The sequence below is a fragment of the Siphonobacter sp. BAB-5405 genome, from assembly GCF_002872335.1.
Taxonomy (GTDB): Bacteria; Bacteroidota; Bacteroidia; order Cytophagales; family Spirosomataceae; genus Siphonobacter.
This window is the reverse complement of sequence record NZ_NJAG01000026.1, coordinates 42,587-63,423: the sequence shown is the minus strand read 5'-3', so window position 1 is coordinate 63,423 and position 20,837 is coordinate 42,587. Positions and strand designations below refer to the sequence as shown.

The following is a 20,837-nucleotide window of genomic DNA, read 5'->3' as shown; positions in this document are numbered from 1 at the left end:
TTTTGCTGTTAAAAGGAAAGGTATTTTCTAGGGGTTTGTCGCTGAAAAAACGCCTTTATACCATATCTCTGATTTTCCTCTCCTGGGAAACTTCCAATAGGAAGTCTCTTTCCAGCGGGTTTTCTTCTATTTTTGTGTGGCTTCGGCCCAAACCTTTTAAAAAGATTTCGCAACAATGGCTCAACAGTATGATTTGATCGTAGTAGGAAGTGGCCCTGGCGGTTATCCTACTGCCATACGTGCTTCCCAACTGGGCATGAAAGTCGCAATTGTAGAGAAAGAAAGCCTCGGAGGGATCTGCCTCAACTGGGGTTGTATTCCGACAAAAGCTCTTTTAAAGTCTGCTCAGGTTTTTGAATATATTAAACACGCCAAAGATTACGGCATTACGATTCAGGACGGATCTTACAACGCTGATTTCAGTGCTGTTATTAGCCGTTCACGGGGTGTTGCTACTTCCATGAGCAAAGGCGTAGCTTTCCTGATGAAGAAGAATAAAATCGACGTCATCATGGGTTACGGCAAAGTAAAAGCCAACAAAACGGTTGAAGTAACGGCCGCTGACGGAGCAAAAACGGACTATACGGCTACGAAAGGCGTGGTAATCGCTACGGGTGGCCGGGCTCGTGAATTGCCTAACATCAAAATTGACGGCGAAAAGGTAATTGAATACCGCAAGGCCATGTCCCTCGAAAATCAACCTAAATCAATGCTGGTTATTGGTTCAGGGGCTATCGGTGTGGAGTTTGCTTACGTATACGCCAGCATGGGTACGAAAGTAACCATCGTAGAGTTTCTGCCGAGCGTTGTTCCCGTGGAGGACGAAGACGTATCGAAAGAACTCGCCAAGCAATACAAAAAACTTGGTATCGACATCTATACCAACTCGGCCGTTGAATCAGTGGATACGAGTGGTGAAGGTTGCAAAGTGAAAGTAAAAACGCCGGATGGAGAGAAATCCTTCGACGTAGACGTGGTACTTTCTGCAGCTGGTGTCGTAGCTAATATTGAAAACATTGGTCTGGAAGACGTAGGTATCGCTACGGATAAAGGTAAAATCACGGTTAATCAGTGGTATGAAACCAATGTTCCGGGTTTCTTCGCGATTGGCGACTGTGTACCCGGTCAGGCTTTGGCTCACGTAGCTACTGCTGAAGGCATCATCTGTGCCGAGCACATTGCCGGTCACCATACCGAAGCGTTGGACTACGGTAACATTCCGGGCTGTACCTACTGCTCACCCGAGATTGCTTCCGTTGGTTTAACCGAGAAGAAAGCCCGTGAACTGGGTTACGACGTGAAAGTGGGTAAATTCCCCTTCGCAGCTTCTGGTAAGGCAACCGCAGCGGGTGCCCGCGATGGTTTCGTAAAAGTTATTTACGATGCCAAATACGGCGAGTGGCTGGGTGCTCACATGATCGGTACCAACGTTACGGAAATGATCGCTGAAGTAGTAGCGGCTCGTAAACTTGAAACAACGGCTCACGAAATCCTGCGTACGGTTCACCCGCACCCGACGATGTCAGAAGCGGTGAAAGGTGCTACCGAAGCAGCCTACGGCGAAGCCATCGACTTATAAGATTGGTTTTGCATTCCATACTGAACTCCCTTTCAAAGCGATTTGGAAGGGAGTTTTTTTGTTTCAGGTTTAAATTCACCCTTGATCCCCGCATTGCATACGGGGCTAATCCTATTGAACCCCTTCGGGTTTGGGTAATACGATACAACTGAGCATGCTAACCCCAGAGGGGTTCAATAGGATTAGCCATGGGTTACACCCATGGTACAATCGGTAAGCTCTGAACTAACAACTCAAAACTCCTCTTTTTTTCCAGGGTTTCCCGGAACTTTCAACGTCTACAATTTGTGATAATCAGGTGCTTGGGAGTAAGAATCCACGGCTACCAACAGGAAGCTGGTATGTATTTATTAGCGTTTTCGAAAACTCTTCCTTATCAAGGAAAGTTGAATACTTGGTTTTTCTTTTGACGCGTGTATACGTCTAATTTAAACCGTATTCAAGAAGGTCTACAAGCCTTTTTTCAGGAGAAACTATAACAAAATACCAACATCCTGCGGTAAAAGGAGTAAAATTTTGTGGATAACCGATATTTTTGAAAGCTCATTTCAAATGCTTTCTGCCTGAGGAATCGTTAGCAGGGATAAAACCTGGCACGAACTTCTTTACTTGATTGATTACAAACTTGTTAGCATAACGGAAAGGCTCCGATTCATTCCATTGAAAGTAACCGTATTTCCCTATGAATACCAGTAAAAAATCTGTAAATAATGACCCTGACGTCGTATTGATTGGTGCCGGGATTATGAGTGCCACCCTGGGGATGATGCTCAAAGAATTGCAACCCGACCTGACGATTGAAATCTTTGAACGCCTGGATGTAGTGACTGCGGAGAGTTCCGATGCCTGGAACAACGCGGGTACGGGTCACTCGGCCTTCTGCGAATTGAACTATACGCCGCAAAAACCCGACGGCTCCGTTGAAATTAACAAAGCCATTAAAATTGCCGAGTCGTTTGAATTATCTCGCGAATTCTGGGCGTATTTGGTGGAAAAAAATATTGTTACATCACCGCAGGACTTCATTGTCAATACACCGCACATGAGCTTTGTCTGGGGGAATGACAATGTGGATTACCTGAAGAAGCGGTATCAGGCCCTGACGAAGAATCACCTCTTCAAGGGCATGCTCTACTCCGAAGATCCTGCGGAGATTGGCGAGTGGGCCCCGCTTATTACGGAAGGGCGTGACCCGAATGAAAAAATCGCCGCTACCCGAATGGACATTGGTACCGATGTCAATTTCGGTGAACTTACCCGCCGTATCTTTAACTATTTGAAGGGTTTGCCCGGCGTATCGCTTTCACTCAATCATGAAGTTCGGGATATTGATCGCCAACGCGACGGTCGCTGGAAAATTGAAGTAAAAAACCGTAAAGGCGGTAAAAAGCGTGACTTACTAACGCCTTTCGTATTCATCGGAGCGGGTGGCGGTTCGCTGCATCTACTCGAAAAATCAGGAATCAAGGAGGGAAAAGGCTTCGGTGGATTCCCCGTAAGCGGTCAGTGGCTGGTTTGTACGGATCCGGCTATCATCGAACGTCACCAGGCTAAAGTATACGGCAAAGCAGCCGTAGGTTCGCCTCCGATGTCGGTGCCTCACCTGGATACGCGGGTAATTGATGGGAAGAAAGCATTGCTTTTCGGACCTTACGCCGGTTTCTCGACGAAGTTTTTGAAAAACGGGTCGTACCTCGATTTACCCAAATCAATCAAGCTGAATAACATTGGTCCTATGATGGCGGCAGGTATTCAAAATATTCCGCTGACCAAATATCTGATTGATCAGGTACGTCAGTCACCGGAAGATCGTCTGAACGCTCTCAAAGATTATATGCCCTCGGCCCGTCTGGAAGACTGGAAACTCGAAGTGGCTGGTCAACGGGTACAGGTGATCAAAAAAGACCCCAAGAAAGGCGGAATTCTGGAATTCGGCACGGAGGTCGTTAGTGCCGCTGATGGCTCCATTGCGGCCCTTTTGGGAGCTTCTCCGGGGGCTTCTACTTCCGTAGCCATTATGCTCGACTTGCTCAAGCGTTGTTTTGCGGAAAAATCAAACTCCGAAGCTTGGCAGAAGAAGCTACAGGAAATGATTCCTTCTTACGGAAAATCACTAGCTAAAGATGCAGCTCTATTGGAAAAATCCCGCGATCGCACGGCTCGTGCTTTGGGATTAAATGGGGTAGAAGTATAGAAAGACGCTTCTAATGCAGTACATATACCAGGCTGTCAGCTTCTCGCTGACAGCTTTTTTATTGCACCCAGGAGAGGGGCCTAACAAACAAAAAGCCCGCTTGGAGCGGGCTTCTCGTAAAGTGGTACCGAAGGCGGGACTCGAACCCGCATGTCCGTAAAGACACACGCCCCTGAAACGTGCGTGTCTACCAATTCCACCACTTCGGTATCTTTGGCTTTGGGATTGCAAAAGTAGCACAAAGAGGTCCCCTCGTCAAGGTTTTGCTTACTTTTTTTGAAAATTTATTTTTGAGAATCCCGTTCAATCCTCTGTATAAGCTAGTTGTAATGTTTATTTTTGTTCATCCATGGAAGCAAACGAGCGAACTTTCCTATCCGCAAGCACGGTTTTTGTCACAAGCTTAATCTTATTCTTTAACGATTGAACGGTATACCCACAATGAAATCCCCTTTCTACCGCTACGCTTGGGTCGCAGTGGTGCTGGTTTGTCTGACATCAACCCTTATTCCTGATGAGCTTGGTAGTGTATTTAGTCGAATTAACACGGAAGTAGAAACCCGTTCTCAAGCGTACGAAAAACTAGGTGAGGCGACTCGCCTGATTGGACATCGTCTTACGGGTAGTTCCAACGGGCAAAAAGCGGAAACTTATGCGTACGATCTGCTCAGAAGTTACGGCTTTCGTGACGTATCGTACCAGCCTTTTGATCTCGAAGCCTGGAGTCGTGATACCGTAACCCTGGCCATTGCCCCCCGCAAAAGCGACAATTTTCAGGACATTCCCGTCGTAGCTCTGGCTCATTCACCCCTGGAGGCGAATGTAAGTGCGGATCTGGTTGACGTTGGCAATGGTCTGGAAGCCGATTTTGAAGCTCAGAAAGCCCGCATCTCGGGTCGGGTGGTACTGGCTAACCTTGGATTACTGGGAGCTGCTCCAGGAACGAAAAATCTGCACCGCTCGGAAAAAACGGCTCTGGCCAGCCGGTATGGGGCCGCGGGCATTGTAATGGTAAACACGGTTCCGGGAAATGTACTGCTAACGGGTACTGCTTCCGTAACCGGTTCGCTGATTACCATTCCTGCTGTTTGTATTTCACTGGAAAGCGGACAACGAATTCGGGAATGGATGGCGGAAGAAAAGCTTATGGCTCTGGTTGATATGCGAAACAACAGCCGGAAAGTACAGGCCCGAAATATTGTCGCGACGCTCAAGGGAAGAAGTAAAGATAAAATTGTGATCGGAGCCCACCTCGACAGCTGGGATCTGGCTACGGGAGCTATTGACAACGGCCTGGGATCGTTTGCGATTATGGACATTGCCCGTACGCTGAAAAAACTCAACCTGAAGCCTCGTCGAACGATTGAATTCGTCTTATTTATGGGTGAAGAACAGGGATTACTGGGTTCAAAAGCGTACGTGAAAGCTGCCAAACAGGCCAACACGCTGGACCGTATTCAGTACATGATTAATCTGGATATGACCAATCAGCCTTCCGGGATGAATATTTCTGGCTGGGATGCCATGGAAGCTTTTTGCAACCAGGTTGGCAGTCAGATTCAGGCTGTAGAGCCCAATTACAAAAATGAAATCATGAACCGGGCCGGTTTGCATTCCGATCATCAGCCCTTTATGCTGGAAGGTATTCCCACGCTAACACCGCTGGGCCACTTACCGCCAACGGTAGGTCGTACGTACCATACCAATCTGGATACGTTTGATAAAGTGGATAAAGAAGGCTTGCGGAATACGGTTCGCTACACGGCCATGATGTTGTACGCCCTGGCGAATGCTCCCGAACTTCCGACTCGTAAACTCACTTCCGAACAAACGAAAGCGTTTCTGGAAAAACAGGGTTTGAAGGACGAACTTATGCTCGGCAAAGAATGGCGTTGGTAAGCAATACAAAACCCGGAGCAAAGACTCCGGGCTTGTTCGCCTTAACACCAAATAAAAAGTCAACAGGAGCCGGTTTATGCCGGCTCTTTTTTATTCAAAAGCTCATCCCCATTCGCATCGAAAAGCGATTATAAGCATAGTCGTAATATACTCCTTCGCCGTAGCCGTTTTCAATACCGCTGGATAACAACTGACGTTTGTACCCTACACTCCAGCTCAAACTCGAACCGCCTCCGGTAGCAAAGCGTAAGCCCAGAGCCGGATTCAGGTGAAGACCGCCTCGCTTGTACGAAAGCGTATTGTTTTTGATCAGCCCGGTCATGCCTTTTCCCACGTCGAGTGCATAAAAAGGCGTTACTTTTTGATTTTTCAGGAAATCGCCCCGTAAGCCGAGCGATAGCGGCACAATCATTTGCGTTCGATACGCGTCAACGCCCACGGTAAGTCCTACGGCCAAAGCGGGAATAAATCGGTATCCGTTAAAAGTCAGTGCTGAAAAACTGGCCTTGCTTATGGCCGGCTGGTTGTTGAACGCTACCCGGCCCAGTAATATACCCATCTCCGTATGGTTCGTATACCCTCGGCGTTGGTTCACCTGAGCATACACGGAGCTACTCAGCAGGATAAAGAATAGAATTTGCTTCATAAGGGTAGGTAGTAAAGGACAGAGGCCTGAAAGGATTCCATACGACCCCGTTGCTTTCCGGTCATGTTGGGACTAACCACGTTTAACAAACCAGTCTGGTACCGAATTTCCAAGCCCACCTGCTGACCAAACCATTCGCCCTGCGTACCCAGGCCCAGAAGGCCGCCAAAATCCGTCTGTCGGTAGGTTTCATTCCGGTTATACATGTATTCGTAAAATGTAGGCAGACTGGACCTCCAGGGTTCGTCAATTCTTCCTTTTTCCAAAGCCTTTAATTGATACGCTATTTGTAGTCCTGCGAATCCATACAGCCGCCAGCGGGAACTCAGGGGCTGATTGTATTCGGCCAGTAGGGGTAGGCTGATGAGATCCCGCATGAAACGGATCGGTGGGCCGTAGGCGATCTGTTTCGTTGGCGTATTCCGCAATTGATCAATTCTTCCTCCGGCTTGTTCGTAATTCAGCTCCGTACGAAAGGCCCAGTGCGTACTCAACCGATGCCGCCAGCCCAGGCCGCCCGTAAATCCGGATTTAAACCTATTCCCTAAAAAGTTGCTTGCACGGGTCATTTGAGCAGGCCAAATACCGGGGTAATTTATTTCATTACTCGTCCAGAGTTGCGTTTTTGAAGAAGCACTTTCTCCCGTAAAGTGCGATCGGCTCAATCCGCCGCGTAGGTACAACTGATTCGTCTGCCCCTGAGCAAACCCAGTAGTTAGCAGTACTAGCCACACTAAATGTTTCATAAGGCTAATTAGAGGTCTTTACGTCGTACGGGAATTTTGCTTATCAGTTTGGGATTGTTCCGATTACTGTAATCGTATTGATAGAAACCATCCTTTCCAATCAGCATCAGCACTTTGCTATTGAGCGGAATCACATCGTACGCATCCATGCCCTTGAAGTGGTTGAGCAATTTTTTATCCAGTTGTAAAGGATCGCTCACATCATAGCTTTTCAGGCCGTACTTGCCTTCGCAAACGAACAGGGTTGGGTGATCCACGCCCAGCCCGTAAGGCTCCTGCATGGGAAAGCTTTTCAGTAGTTTCGGGCTATACATGTTCGAGACGTCGATCACATCCAGTTGGTTATTCTGGGCCGGTCCACACGTCGCACTGCCCTGTTGAGCCCGTAGAGTCACAAAAGCATACGTATCGTGTACTACGACCGGATCGCAGGCTCGCACGTGGCTTAGCGTAGATACGCGAACGGGATTATTCGGATCGGCATTGGAAAGAATGTGCATACCCGTCGTAGAACCTACGTACAGGCGGTCTTTATACGGATAAATGGTTTCAATGCCCCAGCCTAGCGTAACGACATTGCCTTTTTGCGGATTTTTAGGTTGCGTAATGTCGAAAAGCTGCATATTCTGGTTCGTAACGGCGTACAGAATATTATTCACAATGGCAAAACGAGCCATCGAGCCACCCGTACCGCTTCCCTGACCTCCTCCGGAACTTTTACTATCGGAATACATGGAAGACGAAGCGAAATTCATCCAGCCGCCCCAACCCCCTGGATTCGTTGTATTGCCTTCGCAGTCCGTTTCCGTCACCTGAGTGATGAGGTTAGGGGTGTAATCGATAATCGTCGTAGCCTCCTGCTGGCTATTTCCCCAATTCACTGCGTTTGTAGACCAGCTAATCCCTTCTACCATACCGCTCTGAAAAGCATTCGTAATCCGTTGCAATTGAAGCGGTTGCCGGGGGTTGGAAATATCAAAAACCAAGAAATCCGTATAACTGTCGGCATACAACGTGTTGCCTTTCACCGCCATATCGGCATTACCCAAAATACTAATAAAGGATACATTGACGGGGTTGGCCGGGTCCGTATTGTCAATGATGTGAATACCCTTTTTTACTTCATTGATGAAGAGAAAGTTATCCTTGGCGTAGATTTTACCAGGATTTTCTAAACCCGTAGCTTCCTTAATGGCTACCCCATTCTGGCGTAATTCACTCAAGGAAACCTGAAAGGGGGAAAGCTGGCGGTATACACGGGTTTGCTGACACTGGTCTTCGCAGGAGCTAAGACCAAATGCCGCCAGAAAGAATACGAGTAGAGGCTTTTTCATCGAGTAGTCGTAGGATATAAGGTGAATGAAGGGTTAAAGACGCGAAGATCCGGGTTGCTCCAGCAGGAACAGCCGATTACTACTTCTTTATTGGATGATTTCCGGTTTACCTTACCTACCTGTCACTCAGTCCTTTACTGTATAAGGCAGGCATTGCCCATCAATGCAGTCTACCGTTACCGGAGTTACCTGTACGCAATCCGAGATTTTTCCTTCCCGGATATTTACTTCCTTTTCTAACTCATTGTAACTCTGTACTTTCTCTTCCAGTCGGGCCACGTCGGCGGTTTTCAATGAATACACCAGATATTTCCAGGGGCCACCGCAGGGTTTGCTACCAAAGGCAATACTACCGCACACTCGCTCGCTCTGACAGGCTTTGTCCTGAATAAAGGCAAGAATCTCCTGCTCCATTCCACGAAGTCGCTCGCTGTCATCCCGGTAAATTTTCTCTTTTTCACAGGATACTAAAATCAGCAAAAGCCCTCCCAGAGCGAGTATGCGTTTCATAACTATTCATTTTAAAAATTGGCTTTTACAGGAAAGGTATGGTAAAGACCCTCTTGAAGACCAGAAAGTTGGAAAGGCAAAAAAGTTTTTTCAAAAAAGTTTACTTAAAAAACGTTAAGACCCCGACTTTTCAGGCATAAGCACAAAAAAAGAGCAGCCTAAAGCTGCTCTTTAGAGGAATATATGAAAAGCGAAACTAGGCTAGCTCGGCAATTACCGTTTGACCAGACACGGGTTTATCGCCTAGTTTAACCAGAATCTTAGCGTCTAAGGGGAGAAAAATATCCACCCGGCTACCGAACTTGATGAAGCCAAATTCTTCGCCCTGCGTGACCGCGTCGCCTTCTTTTACGTACCAGCAAATGCGGCGGGCCAAAGCTCCGGCAATCTGACGAAACATGACTTCCACGCCAGATTCATGCCGTACCACGATGGTCGTACGTTCGTTTTCCGTCGAGGACTTGGGATGCCAAGCTACCAGGTATTTTCCGGGATGATACTTGAAAAAAGAAACCATGCCGGAAAGCGGGCTACGATTCACGTGCACATTAATCGGCGACATAAAGATACTCACCTGCCGGCGGGGACCGTTGAAGTACTCCGTTTCAACCGTTTCTTCAATCACTACTACTTTTCCGTCCGCCGGGGCAATGATATGCTTGGAATCCTGAACCGTTTTACGGCGGGGACTTCTGAAAAACTGTAGAATGATTAAGTAGACAATAATACTCACCACGATCACGACCTGACGGGTCAAAGTCTGGGTCGGAAATAAGTAGGCAATCGTAGCATTAATGGCCAGCAAGATGGCCAGAGCCAGGGACAACGTAGCAATACCTTCTCGGTGGATGGTCATAGGGCTAAATCTTGAGAAACAATCGACTGTCCGGGCTTTCGTACGCCCTTTAACAGCGAATCAGCTTTTTTTCTTAGGTGTACCCGAGCCAAAGCGGCTTCGGTTGGGGCCGCAAGGTACGAAAAATAGCACGATTCCTTAGTGTACGGTAATCAGATAATGAACCGTACGAGCGGGCTTTTGCGTAGGGTCGGAGGGGACATAGTTAAGAATCCACAGTGTCGTTCCTTTTCGTAAGCCCTTGACCCTATAGATCTGTTCACCGCCAGCACCGGGGCGAGGCGGCTTATTGGCCTGATACTTACTGGTAATCTTCACTACGCTTGAGTCGCTCAACGCGTAGGTCCATTGATGACCCATCTCAGGATTACTTCCCAGACGAATTTCACGGCTGTTTCCTACCCCCAACGTCAATCTACCCGGTCCCTGAGCCCAGGCTCCTACACTCAGGAGCAGTAAGGCTCCCATCAGGCTCCATTGTTTCATCAGCTATAGCGGTCGTTACGCCAGGGATAAGCCGTATTGGAATACCCCCGCTCTTCCCAAAAACCTAATTTATTCTGCGGTAAAAACTGAATCCGTTTGATCCATTTCGATCCTTTCCAGGCGTACAGCTGGGGCGTAATCATCCGGACCGGACCGCCATGTTCGAGGGCGAGCGGTTCGTCGTATACGGTATGTGCCAGCAATACGTCGGGTTTCAGGGCTTCCTCCAACGAAACGTTCGTGGTGTAAGTGTCGTAGCCGTAGCACAACAGATGCGTAGCCGTTTCCCTGGGTTGTACCAGAGCCGCCAAATCCATGAGCCGAACGCCTTTCCAGACCATGTCCAGCTTCGACCAGGTCGTTACACAGTGAAAATCGGAGGTATCTTCCGTTTGCGGCAACGCCATGAAATCGTCCCATTTCAGTACAACGGGATGTTCCACTTCACCGTCGATGGTCAATCGCCAGCGATCCAGTGAAATATCGGGGTGGTAACCTAAATCCAGTACGGGCCACTTTTGCGTAATGGTTTGTCCAACAGGGGCTTGCGGCATTCCGTGGCGATTCGTCGGGCCCTTTCCCTGCGGCCGTTCGTCAGCGATGGACGGTGTATTGTTCATGCGTTCTTCGAACCGGGCTTTAAGCTTCATCCGGGCTTCGATGATACGCTCCAGTTTTTCGTCGGGTGACTGTTCCATGGCAATTGAGCTTCTTCTACTTCAAATGTATTAAATACCAAGTAAAAAGCCCATTCCTAAGGAACGGGCTTTCACAGCATTCTACTAATTTCTTATCGATTAGACTAAAGTCAAAACCGCCAGTTCGCGTACGGCTCGGGCGATTCCCTCGGGATCAAACCCACATTCCCGGTGCAATTCAAGCTGCTCGCCGTGTTCAACGATGCGATCCGGAATGCCCAGTCGTTTTACTTTAGCCGTATACCCATGTTCTGTCATAAATTCCACTACGGCTGAACCCATACCTCCCATCAGACAGCCATCTTCTACCGTAATGACTTTATCAAACTTCTGGAACACTTCGTGTAACAGAGCTTCGTCTAACGGCTTCACAAAACGCAGATCGTAATGAGCGGGGGTCAAGCCCTCTTTTTCGAGTAGCTGACAGGCACTAGATACGTAATTACCAATCGGACCGATGGTCAGAATCGCAACTTCTTCGCCATCCTGTACCTTACGACCTTTACCGATTTCGATCAGTTCGAAGGGCGTACGCCAGTCGGGCATCACGCCTTCGCCCCGGGGATACCGGATTGTGATGGATTGAGTACCGGATTGTACGCTGTCACTTTGAGCGGTATACATCAGGTTCCGTAGCTCCTGTTCGTTCATCGGAGAGGCTACGATCATATTGGGAATGCAACGCATAAAAGCGATGTCGTACGCTCCGTGGTGCGTCGGTCCGTCGGCTCCGGCAAAACCAGCCCGGTCCAGACAGAAAACGACGGGTAACTCCTGAATACAAACGTCGTGTACGACCTGATCGTAGGCCCGTTGCATGAAGGTACTATAGATGTTACAGAATACCGTCAGGCCCTGCGTGGCCATACCCGCTGAAAACGTAACCGCATGCTGTTCCGCAATGCCCACATCGAACGCCCGTTCCGGCATGGCCTTCATCATGATATTCATGGAAGAACCACTCGGCATGGCGGGGGTTACGCCTACGATTTTAGCATTCTGTTCCGCCAGTTCCACCAAAGTATTACCAAAGACTTCCTGATATTTCGGTGGTTGAGGTTTCTCGTATACTTTCTTGAAAATCTCTCCGGTAATCTTGTCGAATTTTCCGGGAGCGTGCCATTTAGTCTGATCCTTCTCGGCCGGACCGTATCCTTTGCCCTTGACGGTTACGCAGTGCAGGATTTTGGGCCCCGGAATGGCTTTCAGATCCGAGAAAATTTCGGTCAGATGATCGACATCATGCCCGTCTACGGGACCGAAATACCGTAAATTCAGGGATTCGAAAAGATTACTCTGATGCAGTAGCGTCGCTTTAAGACCGTTTTCGATTTTCGAAACGATCTCTTGAGCCGTCCGTCCGAAGTTACTCATTTTACCGAGCAGGTTCCAGACTTCATCTTTGACCCGATTGTAGGTATGAGACGTGGTAATATCGGTTAGATAATCCTTCAGAGCTCCTACGTTCGGATCGATACTCATGCAATTGTCATTGAGGACAATCAGCAAATTCGTGTCCTTCAGCGAACCTGCGTGGTTCATGGCCTCGAAGGCCATACCTCCCGTCAGAGCCCCATCGCCAATAATGGCTACATGCTGCTGTTGGGTATTGCCGTTGTGCAAGGCTCCTACCGACATGCCCAAGGCCGCTGAAATCGACGTAGAAGAGTGTCCCACACCAAAGGCATCATAGTGGCTTTCCTTGCGTTTGGGAAAACCCGAAAGCCCCCCGTAGAAACGGTTGGTATGAAAGCGATTACGGCGACCGGTAAGAATTTTATGGCCGTAAGCCTGGTGCCCCACGTCAAAAACAATCTGATCTTCGGGCGTATGCAGGGCGTAGTGCAGGGCTACCGTGAGCTCTACGACTCCTAAGCTAGCTCCAAAGTGTCCGCCGTAGACGGAGACATTATCAACAATGAATTGACGTAACTCCTGGCAGACCTGAACCAACTGCGATTTATCCAACTTCCGCAATTCCTCAGGGGTGTCAATTTGAGCTAGCAAAGGACCAGGCGTAATAAGCATTGCATAAGGGGATTCAGGAACTGAATGAGTTACTCGTTAGCACTCGCTCATTCCATGATTCATAGATGAACTGTGAGTCTTAAACCCTTGAAAGTCACGAAATGTTTCGTAGGCTAACGTGGGTTTTGGTAAAAACGAGGACAAAGGTACGGTAAAAACCGGTTAGGTACCGTATAATCCTTCGTATCCCGCATTGAAAAACCCCTCGTTAGGCGAGGGGTGCTTCCTTTAATTCTTCTGACTGGCTTTGTAAAGCTTCTGCTTTTCTTCCCGCGTAAGACTTTCGTAGCCGGATTTCGAGATCTTGTCCAGAATCGCGTCTATTTCTTCATCGCCGGGATAATCCTCCGTAGTGGTACTATACGTTGTGAAGCTCGTCCGCGTTTGTGATCGGTACTTGACCTGCATCGTGGGGCGAGGTTCGCGGGCAAACAGGCGTTTGAAAAAATCCAGTACGGCTTCGACAGGCTGACCCAGATCAATGCCCCGACGTAGCATTCGGATGTACAAATAACCAAATAAAGCTCCGCTCAGGTGAGCAATGTTTCCGCCCGCATTCGTACCCGGAATCTGGGCAAACGAAACAATGACGCAGAAAGCTGCAATGTATTTGATCCGAACGGGACCAATAATCAATACGTGAAAGGTATAGTTTGGTAACAGTGTGGCCGCTCCGAGCATTACGGCGTATACCGCTCCCGAAGCTCCAATGTTCAGTTCTTCCAGATTGGCCTGAAAATAAGGAACTACATTGTATAAGGTCAGATAGATCAAGCCACCAAAAATGCCGCCCAGCAGGTAAATACTCACCAGCCGACGGCTTCCCAGATACTCCTGCACCAGTTGACCAAACCAGAAGAGAAACAGCATATTGAATAAAATATGCAGTACCTGCTGATGGACGAAGCAGTACGTCAGTAGGGTCCAGGGTTTATAGAGAATGTGGCCTAGATTAGGTTTCATCGCTATCTGGTCGAGAATCATCCCGTAGATACCCGGTTTTCCGGCCAGACTAAAGCTTACCTGAATTACTAACAAAACCAAGAATACAAAAACGTTGATCAGAATCAACTGAATCAACCCATTGTCTCTTCTGGAAAAAGCCTCCTTGATATCGTCGACAAAGCCGCTCATAGCTAAAAAATAGCGTTAATAGTTCCCATGGTTACCCTATAGTTAGTCATGAAAGCTAACGCATACGGCTCCTGTAAATCTTGAAAAAAATAATGCCTGATCAATAGAAATTTTTCCGTTGCCCGGCCCAGTACCGAATTAAAATAAAAGCAAAAAGCATTCCGCCGATGTGAGCAAAGTGTGCCACGTTATCGCCGGGAGTGCGGTGTAAACCAGAGTATAACTCAAATATTCCATATAAAGCTACAAAATATTTAGCCTTGATTGGAAAGGGAATGAATAACAAAAACAACGTAGTATTTGGGAACAACATCCCAAAGGCCATTAGTAATCCGAAAATAGCTCCGGAAGCCCCCACCATCGGAGCATTTAACGCTAAGCTCACGTACTGCTTCGTCAAATAAATACACTGATTTTGGTACAGAGCTACGTCCGGATTTTCCAGGTACCGTCGCACTTCAGGTATTGAATTGAGCTGAGGGGCGTAATCGTTCACAAAACCTACGAAGTTTGTGGGATCGGGGTCTTGAATGAACAACAGAGCCGCTTCTTTCAACTGGCTTATCTCATAGTAGTTGATTCCCGAATACAGTAGGCCTGCTCCAATTCCCGTAAATAGATAAAAAAAGGTAAATCGTTTGGTACCCCACAATTGCTCCAGTCCTGGACCAAACATAATCAGGGCGAACATATTACTGAAAATATGCCCTAGATTGCCATGCAGGAACATGTGCGAAACCATCTGAATCGGATTGAAAAGCGGAGAACTGAAATTGTGCAGTCCCAGCAATTCATCCAGATTGGGTACTAACAGGTTCTGAGCAGCAAATACCGCTACATTAAGAATCAGGATAATTCGTACGGCCGGTGTAAGATTAAACATAGGATGTATGCGTACGCTTGTAGATAAATCGGACTTCGGCAAAAGTGCACAAAAAACCGTTCTCCTTCAGCAATTATTCGTTTAACTTCCTTCCGCCAGGTACCAGGAGATTTTTCTGAAAGTACTGACAAAATTCCGTCAGCGGGCATTCCAGGCACTTGGGCGAACGGGCTACGCAAACGTATCGCCCGTGCAAAATCAGCCAGTGATGAGCCCTCGGGACCAGCTCCTTGGCAATGTACTTCATCAGCTCTTTTTCAACGGCTAAAGGCGTCGTAGCCGTTTTGCTAACCAACCCTATCCGGTGCGATACCCGAAACACGTGGGTGTCGACCGCCATGGTTGGCTGGTTATAAATAACCGAGGCAATCACATTTGCTGTCTTCCGACCCACGCCCGGCATTTTCTGTAAATCTTCAATCCGGACGGGCACTTCCGCTCCAAACTCTTCGACCAGTATCCTTGCCATTCCAACCAAATGTTTGGCCTTATTGTTTGGATACGAAATGGATCGAATGTACGTAAAGACCTCATCGGCCGAAGCCAGAGCCAGCAATTCGGGCGTTGGAAACTGCTCGAACAGAGCAGGCGTCACCAAATTGACGCGTTTGTCGGTACACTGGGCTGACAAGATTACGGATACGAGCAGCTCGTAAGGATTTCGGTAATTCAGCTCGGTTTCGGGCTGGGGAAAATGTTCGGTAAAGTACGCCAGTACACCAGCGTAACGTTCTTTCTTGGTCATAAGCAAAAAAACCCCGACTCCCGAAGAGAGAGGGGGTACGCGAAGATAATAAAAAACCAATCCCGCTGAATCAGTACGATTGCTGACGGGATTGGTTCTTCTGGCGACTCACTCGCGAGTATTCCAGAATAGTATCAGTAACGCGGGTGGATGGCTGCAGCTCTACTTTATTTAAGCCGGCTTTCAGATCCATGATATCCAGATAGAAGAGCAGTAACTCATGGTCGTGCATGAGCAGTTCTTCGATCTGCTGGTTTTCTTCCGTGCTGGTTTCTTCGTATGCGTACCGAAGAATGTCATTTTGTGTAAAGGTTTGTATCATACGTCCGAACGTGTTTACTCATCATTTTCCGTAAGTTAATGAGAGCATAACGCATACGGCCTAAGGCGGTGTTAATACTAACGCCCGTGGCGTCAGCAATTTCCTGAAAACTCATGTCTTCGTAATGCCGCATCACCAGCACTTCACGTTGCGGCTCGGGAAGCCGCGTAATGAGTTCTTTCAGGTGTTCATACGTTTCTTTTCGAATCGTGGCCGACTCGATTGAATCGTCCGCAAATTCCAGCGTATTGAACACATTGCTGCCGTCCTCGAACACCACTTCAGGGTAGCGTTTCTCCCGGCGGAAGTAATCAATAGCGAGGTTATGGGCGATTCGGACGATCCAGGGAAGAAATTTACCTTCTTCGTTGTATTTACCCGATTGCAGCGTATCCACAGCCTTAATAAAGGTATCCTGTGTCAGATCTTCTGCAACGAATGAATCCTTAACGATGAGGTAAATAGTCGTGTAAACCTTCGATTTATAGCGATTGACTAAATGCTCAAAGGCACGCTCATTTCCACGGATGTACAGCGAAACCAGCTCACTGTCGCTAAATTGGACTTTTGCCATTTACTTTCCAGTTTAGTTAACGTAAAGCTGTGCTTCATGTAGTATCTCCTATCCGTGTTTTTTTTTTATTGTAGCATTCAAAATTAATCTCTTCCAGCAAAATACCAAAAACGTTAAGCCGTGCCGGAGCCCTTCTGACGCGGTTTTAACAGATTTTAACAATACTTTCAAAAAATAGAGCTGAAAACCCCTCCTTCACCAAATCTAATTTGGAAGATAAGCCTTAAATCTTTGTATTATTTTTTTGTGAAGAATCACAAAAATAGTACAATAAATCCATTATTTAGACTTTTACCCATTTTTAGCGGGTAAAAACTTTAATTTTTTCCGGATGGTGGGTGGTAACGCATTTTGCTCGACAACCAGTATACCCACCAGAAAGCCTACCACTAACAGGCCATGCACCAGGGCAGAAACGAAGAGATTAGAGAACGTATATAAGGAAGAGAGTCCAATTAATAATCCACCTGCCCCGATATACCCCACGGCTGAAGCGACGTGATACGGAATGGGATAATATTTGTCGCCCAACACATAACAGGTTACCATCATCACCAGGCAGGAAAGAGCAAAAGCAATCGCACAACCTAAATAGCCAAGCCAGGGAATCAGCACAAAGTTCGCAACCAGGGTAACCGCCGCTCCAATGAACGTTAGTAGGGTACCGTATTGCGTTTTATCCGAAAGTTTGAACCAGACCGTTAAGTTGTAGTACACGCCCAGAAACAGGTTCGCCAGCAATAAAACGGGTACGACGGGCAAACCTTCCCAGTATTCTTTCCGCCGCAGGAACAAATGAGCCACCAGATCCAGATTCAGCGAAACAACTACCCAGATTACTACCGAGACGATCACAAACCATTTCATGACATCCGCAAATACACTCGGAGCATTTTTATCTTCCGCTTTGGAAAAAAAGAAGGGTTCAGCCGCGTAACGGAATGACTGAATCACCAGACTCATAAAAATGGAAAGCTTGTATACATTGCCGTAAATTCCTAAAGCTTCCTTCGAAGTGCGCCCCGGATAGAATCCTGAGGGCAACCAGCGTTCGAGCACCAGTCGGTCAAAAAGCTGATTGAAATTACCCGCCAGGCCCAGAATAAGGATAGGGTACGCGTAGATCCACATGGGCTTGAAGGCATTCCAGTCCCAGCGAAATCGAAAATCCCGAAGCTCTCCCCATAACATGGGAATCGTGGCCAGATTGGCAATAAGATTCGCGAAAACGATATAACCTACCCCTAACGCAGGATTGTAATTAAACAACCAGGTGCCTTTCAGAAAAGGCAGAAAATTACCTTCGTGAATGTTTCGACAAAACCAGAGAAAATAGAAATTCAGCCCCACGTTGAGGACGATATTGGAAACGCGAATGGCGACGAACTTCCGGGGACGTTTTCCGAGTCGGATCCGGGCGTAGGGGATGGCGACCAGAGCATCGATGACCATAATAATGGCTAGCCAGGAAACCAGCTGCCCCCGGCCCGGATACCCAAATTCATTGGCAATGGATGAAGAAAGCAGAATGATCATCCCCGAGCCAATGCAGCTGATCGTCAGAATGGCCGTAATCGACAGGTTGTAGAATTCCTGAAAACGTTCCTTCTCCCGGGAAGCAAAACGGAAAAAGGTAGTCTCCATCCCGAAAACGTAAATGACATTGAGTAAGGCCACCCAAAGAAAGTACGTTACCTGTTCAGCCAAAGGTCCGGGACCAAATACGGCCGTGTGCAGAGGTACCAGCAGATAGCCAATCACCCGACCCAGAATACTGCTGACACCATACAGAGCCGTGTCACTGGCTAGTTTCTTCAAAACACCCATACAAGTCTTTCCGTACCTGGCAGAATATTCTCGTGTACGTTCCGCAAAGGTAGGCAAGGCAAGAGCCAAATTCCCAAATCCCTAGCTAATGAGGACCAGAGAATCGTACTTTTGATAAAACGTTCACGTATGAAATTTCTTTACCTGGTGAGTGGACTGCTGCTGACGTCGGCTTTTCAGTCGCTGTGTGCTCAGGTCGTAGTCGGCTATTATCCCTTTAACAGTGTATTGACGGTCAGTAGTAATCCCCGTCATCGGATCTGGGGGGAAGCTCGTTTTCAGACAAATTCCATTTTTTCTTCCCTCAACACCGAACTGGCTCCAATGGTAACGTTTGTTCGTAAGCCCCAGCATTTGTTTTATGCCGGTGTAGGGGCAAATATGGGAATTGTAGGCAAGCTGGTCGATTCCAAAACGCGGTTGGTGCAGGGTTATTTTCTCAGCGTTGGTACGCGGGTTACGCCACTGGTTAAAGTCCCTCAGCTGGGTATCTCCTTTGAGCTGACGCCGTATTCACGTCAGGATTTCAAAACGGGTAATTTCCGTAGCTGGCTGGGGGTAACCTGGCAACTACGGAAAACAGAACCCGTCGTTACGGAATAATCACAAAAAAGGAGGAGCGTCCTGCTCCTCCTTTTTTGTAAAATGCACCTGAGAAAATTGCGTTCCCCGTTACTGCTTGGCCGCCATTTGATCTGCCTGCGGGAAATACATTAACGCTTTTTTATACAAGGCATCGTTCGCGTTCAGAACCTGATACAATTCATTCCGCAGCCCCGCCGTACTCGAACGCTTTTCCCAGATATAACTCGCTACCAAAGCTTTCACCTGATCCTGAATGTAGCGTTTAGAACGGCTCAGGTCGGCCTCGTTTCGCTTGATTCCTGAGGCGGCAGCCATCGTGGCTACTTCGTTGATCATCGCATCGCTTACCGTAAATTTCTGTAAGTAGTCCTTAAACGTTTGTTCGCTCAATTTGGCCCGATTGTCCAGAGCATACCGGAAGGCGTACTCCGCAATAACGTTACGAGCGGCTAGCTGATACAGATATTTGGTACGATAACTCGTATCCACCGAAACAAAAATATCGGGAATAATACCGCCACCGCCGTAGACTGCCCGACCGTTATCCGTTTTAAACGCCTGATTTTTGTCGAATTTGATACTATCTGCTACGAATAGCTCGCCGTCTTTGTACCGATCATCTGACTCGTAAATGGCGTAAGGTTTCTGAATGCAACGGCCACTGGGCGTGTAATACCGCGAAACCGTGATTCGAATCTGTGAACCATCCGACAAATCGATGGGCGTCTGTACCAGTCCTTTTCCAAACGTACGACGGCCTACGAGTAATGCCCGGTCATGATCCTGCAAGGCTCCGGCTACGATTTCAGATGCCGACGCCGAGTTTTCGTCAATCAATAAGACGACGGCTCCTTTTTCAAAGAGACCTTCCTTGCGGGCGTACGTTTCATCGTCGAACTGCGTACCCTTGCCGTCCGTTTTGACAATGAGCTTATTACCACCCAGTAATTCGTCCACAATATCCGTCGCCCGATCCTTGAAGCCGCCCCCGTTGCCGCGTAAGTCCAGTACCAGCCGACTCATTCCCTGCTTTTTAAGCGAAGCCAGCTGACTACGGAATTCATTGTAAGTCGATTCCGCGAAACGATCAATTTTGATATAGCCCGTATTGCCGTCAATAAGATAGCTGGCCGAAACGGAATAGGAAGGAATCCGGCCCCGGGTTACGTTAAAATTCAGCAGGTTTTTTTCGCCCCGCCGCTGAATCTCCAGCTTCACCGCCGAACCACCCGGCCCCCGGAGTTTACTAAAGATCAGCTGGTTATCCACTTTTTTACCGGTCAACGGCGTACCATCCGCCCGAATCAACCGATCCCCCGAACGCATGCCTGCCGTAGCCGCCGGTCCGCCGGGAATGGCATTGATCACAAAAACTGTATCGTTAAAAATATTGAACTCAACGCCAATGCCGTCAAAGCCTGATTCGAGCTGAGCTTTGGCCGCCGCTACCTCCTTCTTGGGAATATAGACGCTGTGGGGGTCCAGGTGCGTCATCATTTTTTCCAGGGAGTAGTCTACCAGTGTATCCGTATTTACGGAATCGACGTAGGCGTTATCAATGTAAGTCAGTACTTCCCGAAACTTATTGAGGTTGCGTACCAGATCGCCTGAATAGCGGGTACGGCCCCCAAAAAAGGTCGCTCCAATTAGGATACCTCCGGCCAGCGTAGCCGCCAGTAACATCGGCAAGCGAATCATCGACGTACTGTTGCGGATGTTTTTATCAGAATGATTTTCCATGAAGGATAAGCTAAATAATGCCGTTATGGTATCAAAAAAACGTTTCCAGCA

At 47.9% G+C, this 20,837-nt stretch carries 19 protein-coding genes and 1 tRNA gene; 4 read left to right on the top strand and 16 right to left on the bottom strand.

The genetic code is table 11. The annotated features are described in order from the left end of the window. Nucleotides 1-175: 175 nt before the first annotated feature. Complete coding sequence (lpdA, locus tag BWI97_RS18080; protein WP_102202230.1) at nucleotides 176-1,579, top strand: dihydrolipoyl dehydrogenase; 1,404 nt, start codon at nucleotides 176-178, stop codon at nucleotides 1,577-1,579. A gap of 682 nt (nucleotides 1,580-2,261) precedes the next feature. Next, nucleotides 2,262-3,773, top strand: a complete 1,512-nt coding sequence (locus BWI97_RS18075) for a malate:quinone oxidoreductase (RefSeq protein ID WP_102202229.1) — start codon at nucleotides 2,262-2,264, stop codon at nucleotides 3,771-3,773. Between the two features lie 122 nt (nucleotides 3,774-3,895). Here BWI97_RS18075 and BWI97_RS18070 read toward each other — a convergent pair. Continuing rightward, nucleotides 3,896-3,982: transfer RNA gene (locus BWI97_RS18070), tRNA-Leu, on the bottom strand. Between the two features lie 232 nt (nucleotides 3,983-4,214). Between BWI97_RS18070 and BWI97_RS18065 the strand changes: the two genes are divergently transcribed. Continuing rightward, nucleotides 4,215-5,672: a M20/M25/M40 family metallo-hydrolase gene (locus BWI97_RS18065; protein WP_094813054.1), complete on the top strand. Its 1,458-nt coding sequence runs from the start codon at nucleotides 4,215-4,217 to the stop codon at nucleotides 5,670-5,672. Nucleotides 5,673-5,766: 94 nt separating this feature from the next. Here BWI97_RS18065 and BWI97_RS18060 read toward each other — a convergent pair whose 3' ends face one another. The 14 genes from BWI97_RS18060 to BWI97_RS17995 all read right to left on the bottom strand — a co-directional run bounded on the left by BWI97_RS18060 (nucleotide 5,767) and on the right by BWI97_RS17995 (nucleotide 18,461). Next, a complete protein-coding gene (locus BWI97_RS18060) occupies nucleotides 5,767-6,318 on the bottom strand; it encodes a hypothetical protein (protein WP_094813056.1) in 552 nt (183 codons plus the stop codon). After that, nucleotides 6,315-7,064, bottom strand: coding sequence for a porin family protein (locus BWI97_RS18055; protein WP_102202228.1), 750 nt, complete (start codon nucleotides 7,062-7,064; stop codon nucleotides 6,315-6,317). Before BWI97_RS18055 ends, BWI97_RS18060 begins: the two co-directional genes overlap by 4 nt. 8 nt (nucleotides 7,065-7,072) lie before the next feature. Beyond that, complete coding sequence (locus BWI97_RS18050; RefSeq protein ID WP_102202227.1) at nucleotides 7,073-8,398, bottom strand: LVIVD repeat-containing protein; 1,326 nt, start codon at nucleotides 8,396-8,398, stop codon at nucleotides 7,073-7,075. Between the two features lie 126 nt (nucleotides 8,399-8,524). Continuing rightward, nucleotides 8,525-8,908, bottom strand: coding sequence for a hypothetical protein (locus tag BWI97_RS18045; protein ID WP_102202226.1), 384 nt, complete (start codon nucleotides 8,906-8,908; stop codon nucleotides 8,525-8,527). Between the two features lie 196 nt (nucleotides 8,909-9,104). Continuing rightward, nucleotides 9,105-9,764 carry a phosphatidylserine decarboxylase family protein gene (locus tag BWI97_RS18040; RefSeq protein ID WP_102202225.1) on the bottom strand — a complete coding sequence of 220 codons (660 nt, stop codon included), beginning with the start codon at nucleotides 9,762-9,764 and terminating at the stop codon, nucleotides 9,105-9,107. A 138-nt stretch (nucleotides 9,765-9,902) separates the two neighbouring features. Next, on the bottom strand, nucleotides 9,903-10,250 hold the full coding sequence (locus tag BWI97_RS18035; RefSeq protein ID WP_102202224.1) for a protease inhibitor I42 family protein: 348 nt from the start codon (nucleotides 10,248-10,250) through the stop codon (nucleotides 9,903-9,905). After that, nucleotides 10,250-10,948 carry a molybdopterin-dependent oxidoreductase gene (locus tag BWI97_RS18030; protein WP_102202223.1) on the bottom strand — a complete coding sequence of 233 codons (699 nt, stop codon included), beginning with the start codon at nucleotides 10,946-10,948 and terminating at the stop codon, nucleotides 10,250-10,252. Before BWI97_RS18030 ends, BWI97_RS18035 begins: the two co-directional genes overlap by 1 nt. Nucleotides 10,949-11,047: 99 nt before the next feature. Continuing rightward, entirely contained in the window at nucleotides 11,048-12,976 is a 1,929-nt protein-coding gene (gene dxs / locus BWI97_RS18025) for a 1-deoxy-D-xylulose-5-phosphate synthase (protein ID WP_102202222.1), read from the bottom strand. A gap of 228 nt (nucleotides 12,977-13,204) precedes the next feature. Then, nucleotides 13,205-14,110, bottom strand: a complete 906-nt coding sequence (locus BWI97_RS18020; protein ID WP_094813073.1) for a rhomboid family intramembrane serine protease — start codon at nucleotides 14,108-14,110, stop codon at nucleotides 13,205-13,207. A gap of 100 nt (nucleotides 14,111-14,210) precedes the next feature. Then, the gene (locus BWI97_RS18015; protein ID WP_094813075.1) at nucleotides 14,211-14,993 is read right to left on the bottom strand and encodes a rhomboid family intramembrane serine protease; all 783 of its coding nucleotides are present in this window, start codon (nucleotides 14,991-14,993) and stop codon (nucleotides 14,211-14,213) included. A 73-nt stretch (nucleotides 14,994-15,066) separates the two neighbouring features. Continuing rightward, complete coding sequence (nth, locus tag BWI97_RS18010) at nucleotides 15,067-15,738, bottom strand: endonuclease III (protein ID WP_094813077.1); 672 nt, start codon at nucleotides 15,736-15,738, stop codon at nucleotides 15,067-15,069. 70 nt (nucleotides 15,739-15,808) lie between these two features. Further along, nucleotides 15,809-16,060 carry a hypothetical protein gene (locus BWI97_RS18005; protein WP_094813079.1) on the bottom strand — a complete coding sequence of 84 codons (252 nt, stop codon included), beginning with the start codon at nucleotides 16,058-16,060 and terminating at the stop codon, nucleotides 15,809-15,811. Then, nucleotides 16,035-16,634, bottom strand: coding sequence for an RNA polymerase sigma factor (locus tag BWI97_RS18000; protein WP_094813081.1), 600 nt, complete (start codon nucleotides 16,632-16,634; stop codon nucleotides 16,035-16,037). Before BWI97_RS18000 ends, BWI97_RS18005 begins: the two co-directional genes overlap by 26 nt. A 291-nt stretch (nucleotides 16,635-16,925) precedes the next feature. Then, nucleotides 16,926-18,461, bottom strand: a complete 1,536-nt coding sequence (locus tag BWI97_RS17995; protein ID WP_102202221.1) for a lipopolysaccharide biosynthesis protein — start codon at nucleotides 18,459-18,461, stop codon at nucleotides 16,926-16,928. Between the two features lie 129 nt (nucleotides 18,462-18,590). Between BWI97_RS17995 and BWI97_RS17990 the strand changes: the two genes are divergently transcribed. Then, the gene (locus BWI97_RS17990) at nucleotides 18,591-19,064 is read left to right on the top strand and encodes a hypothetical protein (RefSeq protein ID WP_094813085.1); all 474 of its coding nucleotides are present in this window, start codon (nucleotides 18,591-18,593) and stop codon (nucleotides 19,062-19,064) included. Nucleotides 19,065-19,133: 69 nt separating this feature from the next. On the opposite strand, the gene BWI97_RS17985 is transcribed toward BWI97_RS17990, so the two are convergent. Then, nucleotides 19,134-20,786 carry a S41 family peptidase gene (locus BWI97_RS17985; protein WP_102202220.1) on the bottom strand — a complete coding sequence of 551 codons (1,653 nt, stop codon included), beginning with the start codon at nucleotides 20,784-20,786 and terminating at the stop codon, nucleotides 19,134-19,136. Nucleotides 20,787-20,837 lie beyond the last annotated feature (51 nt).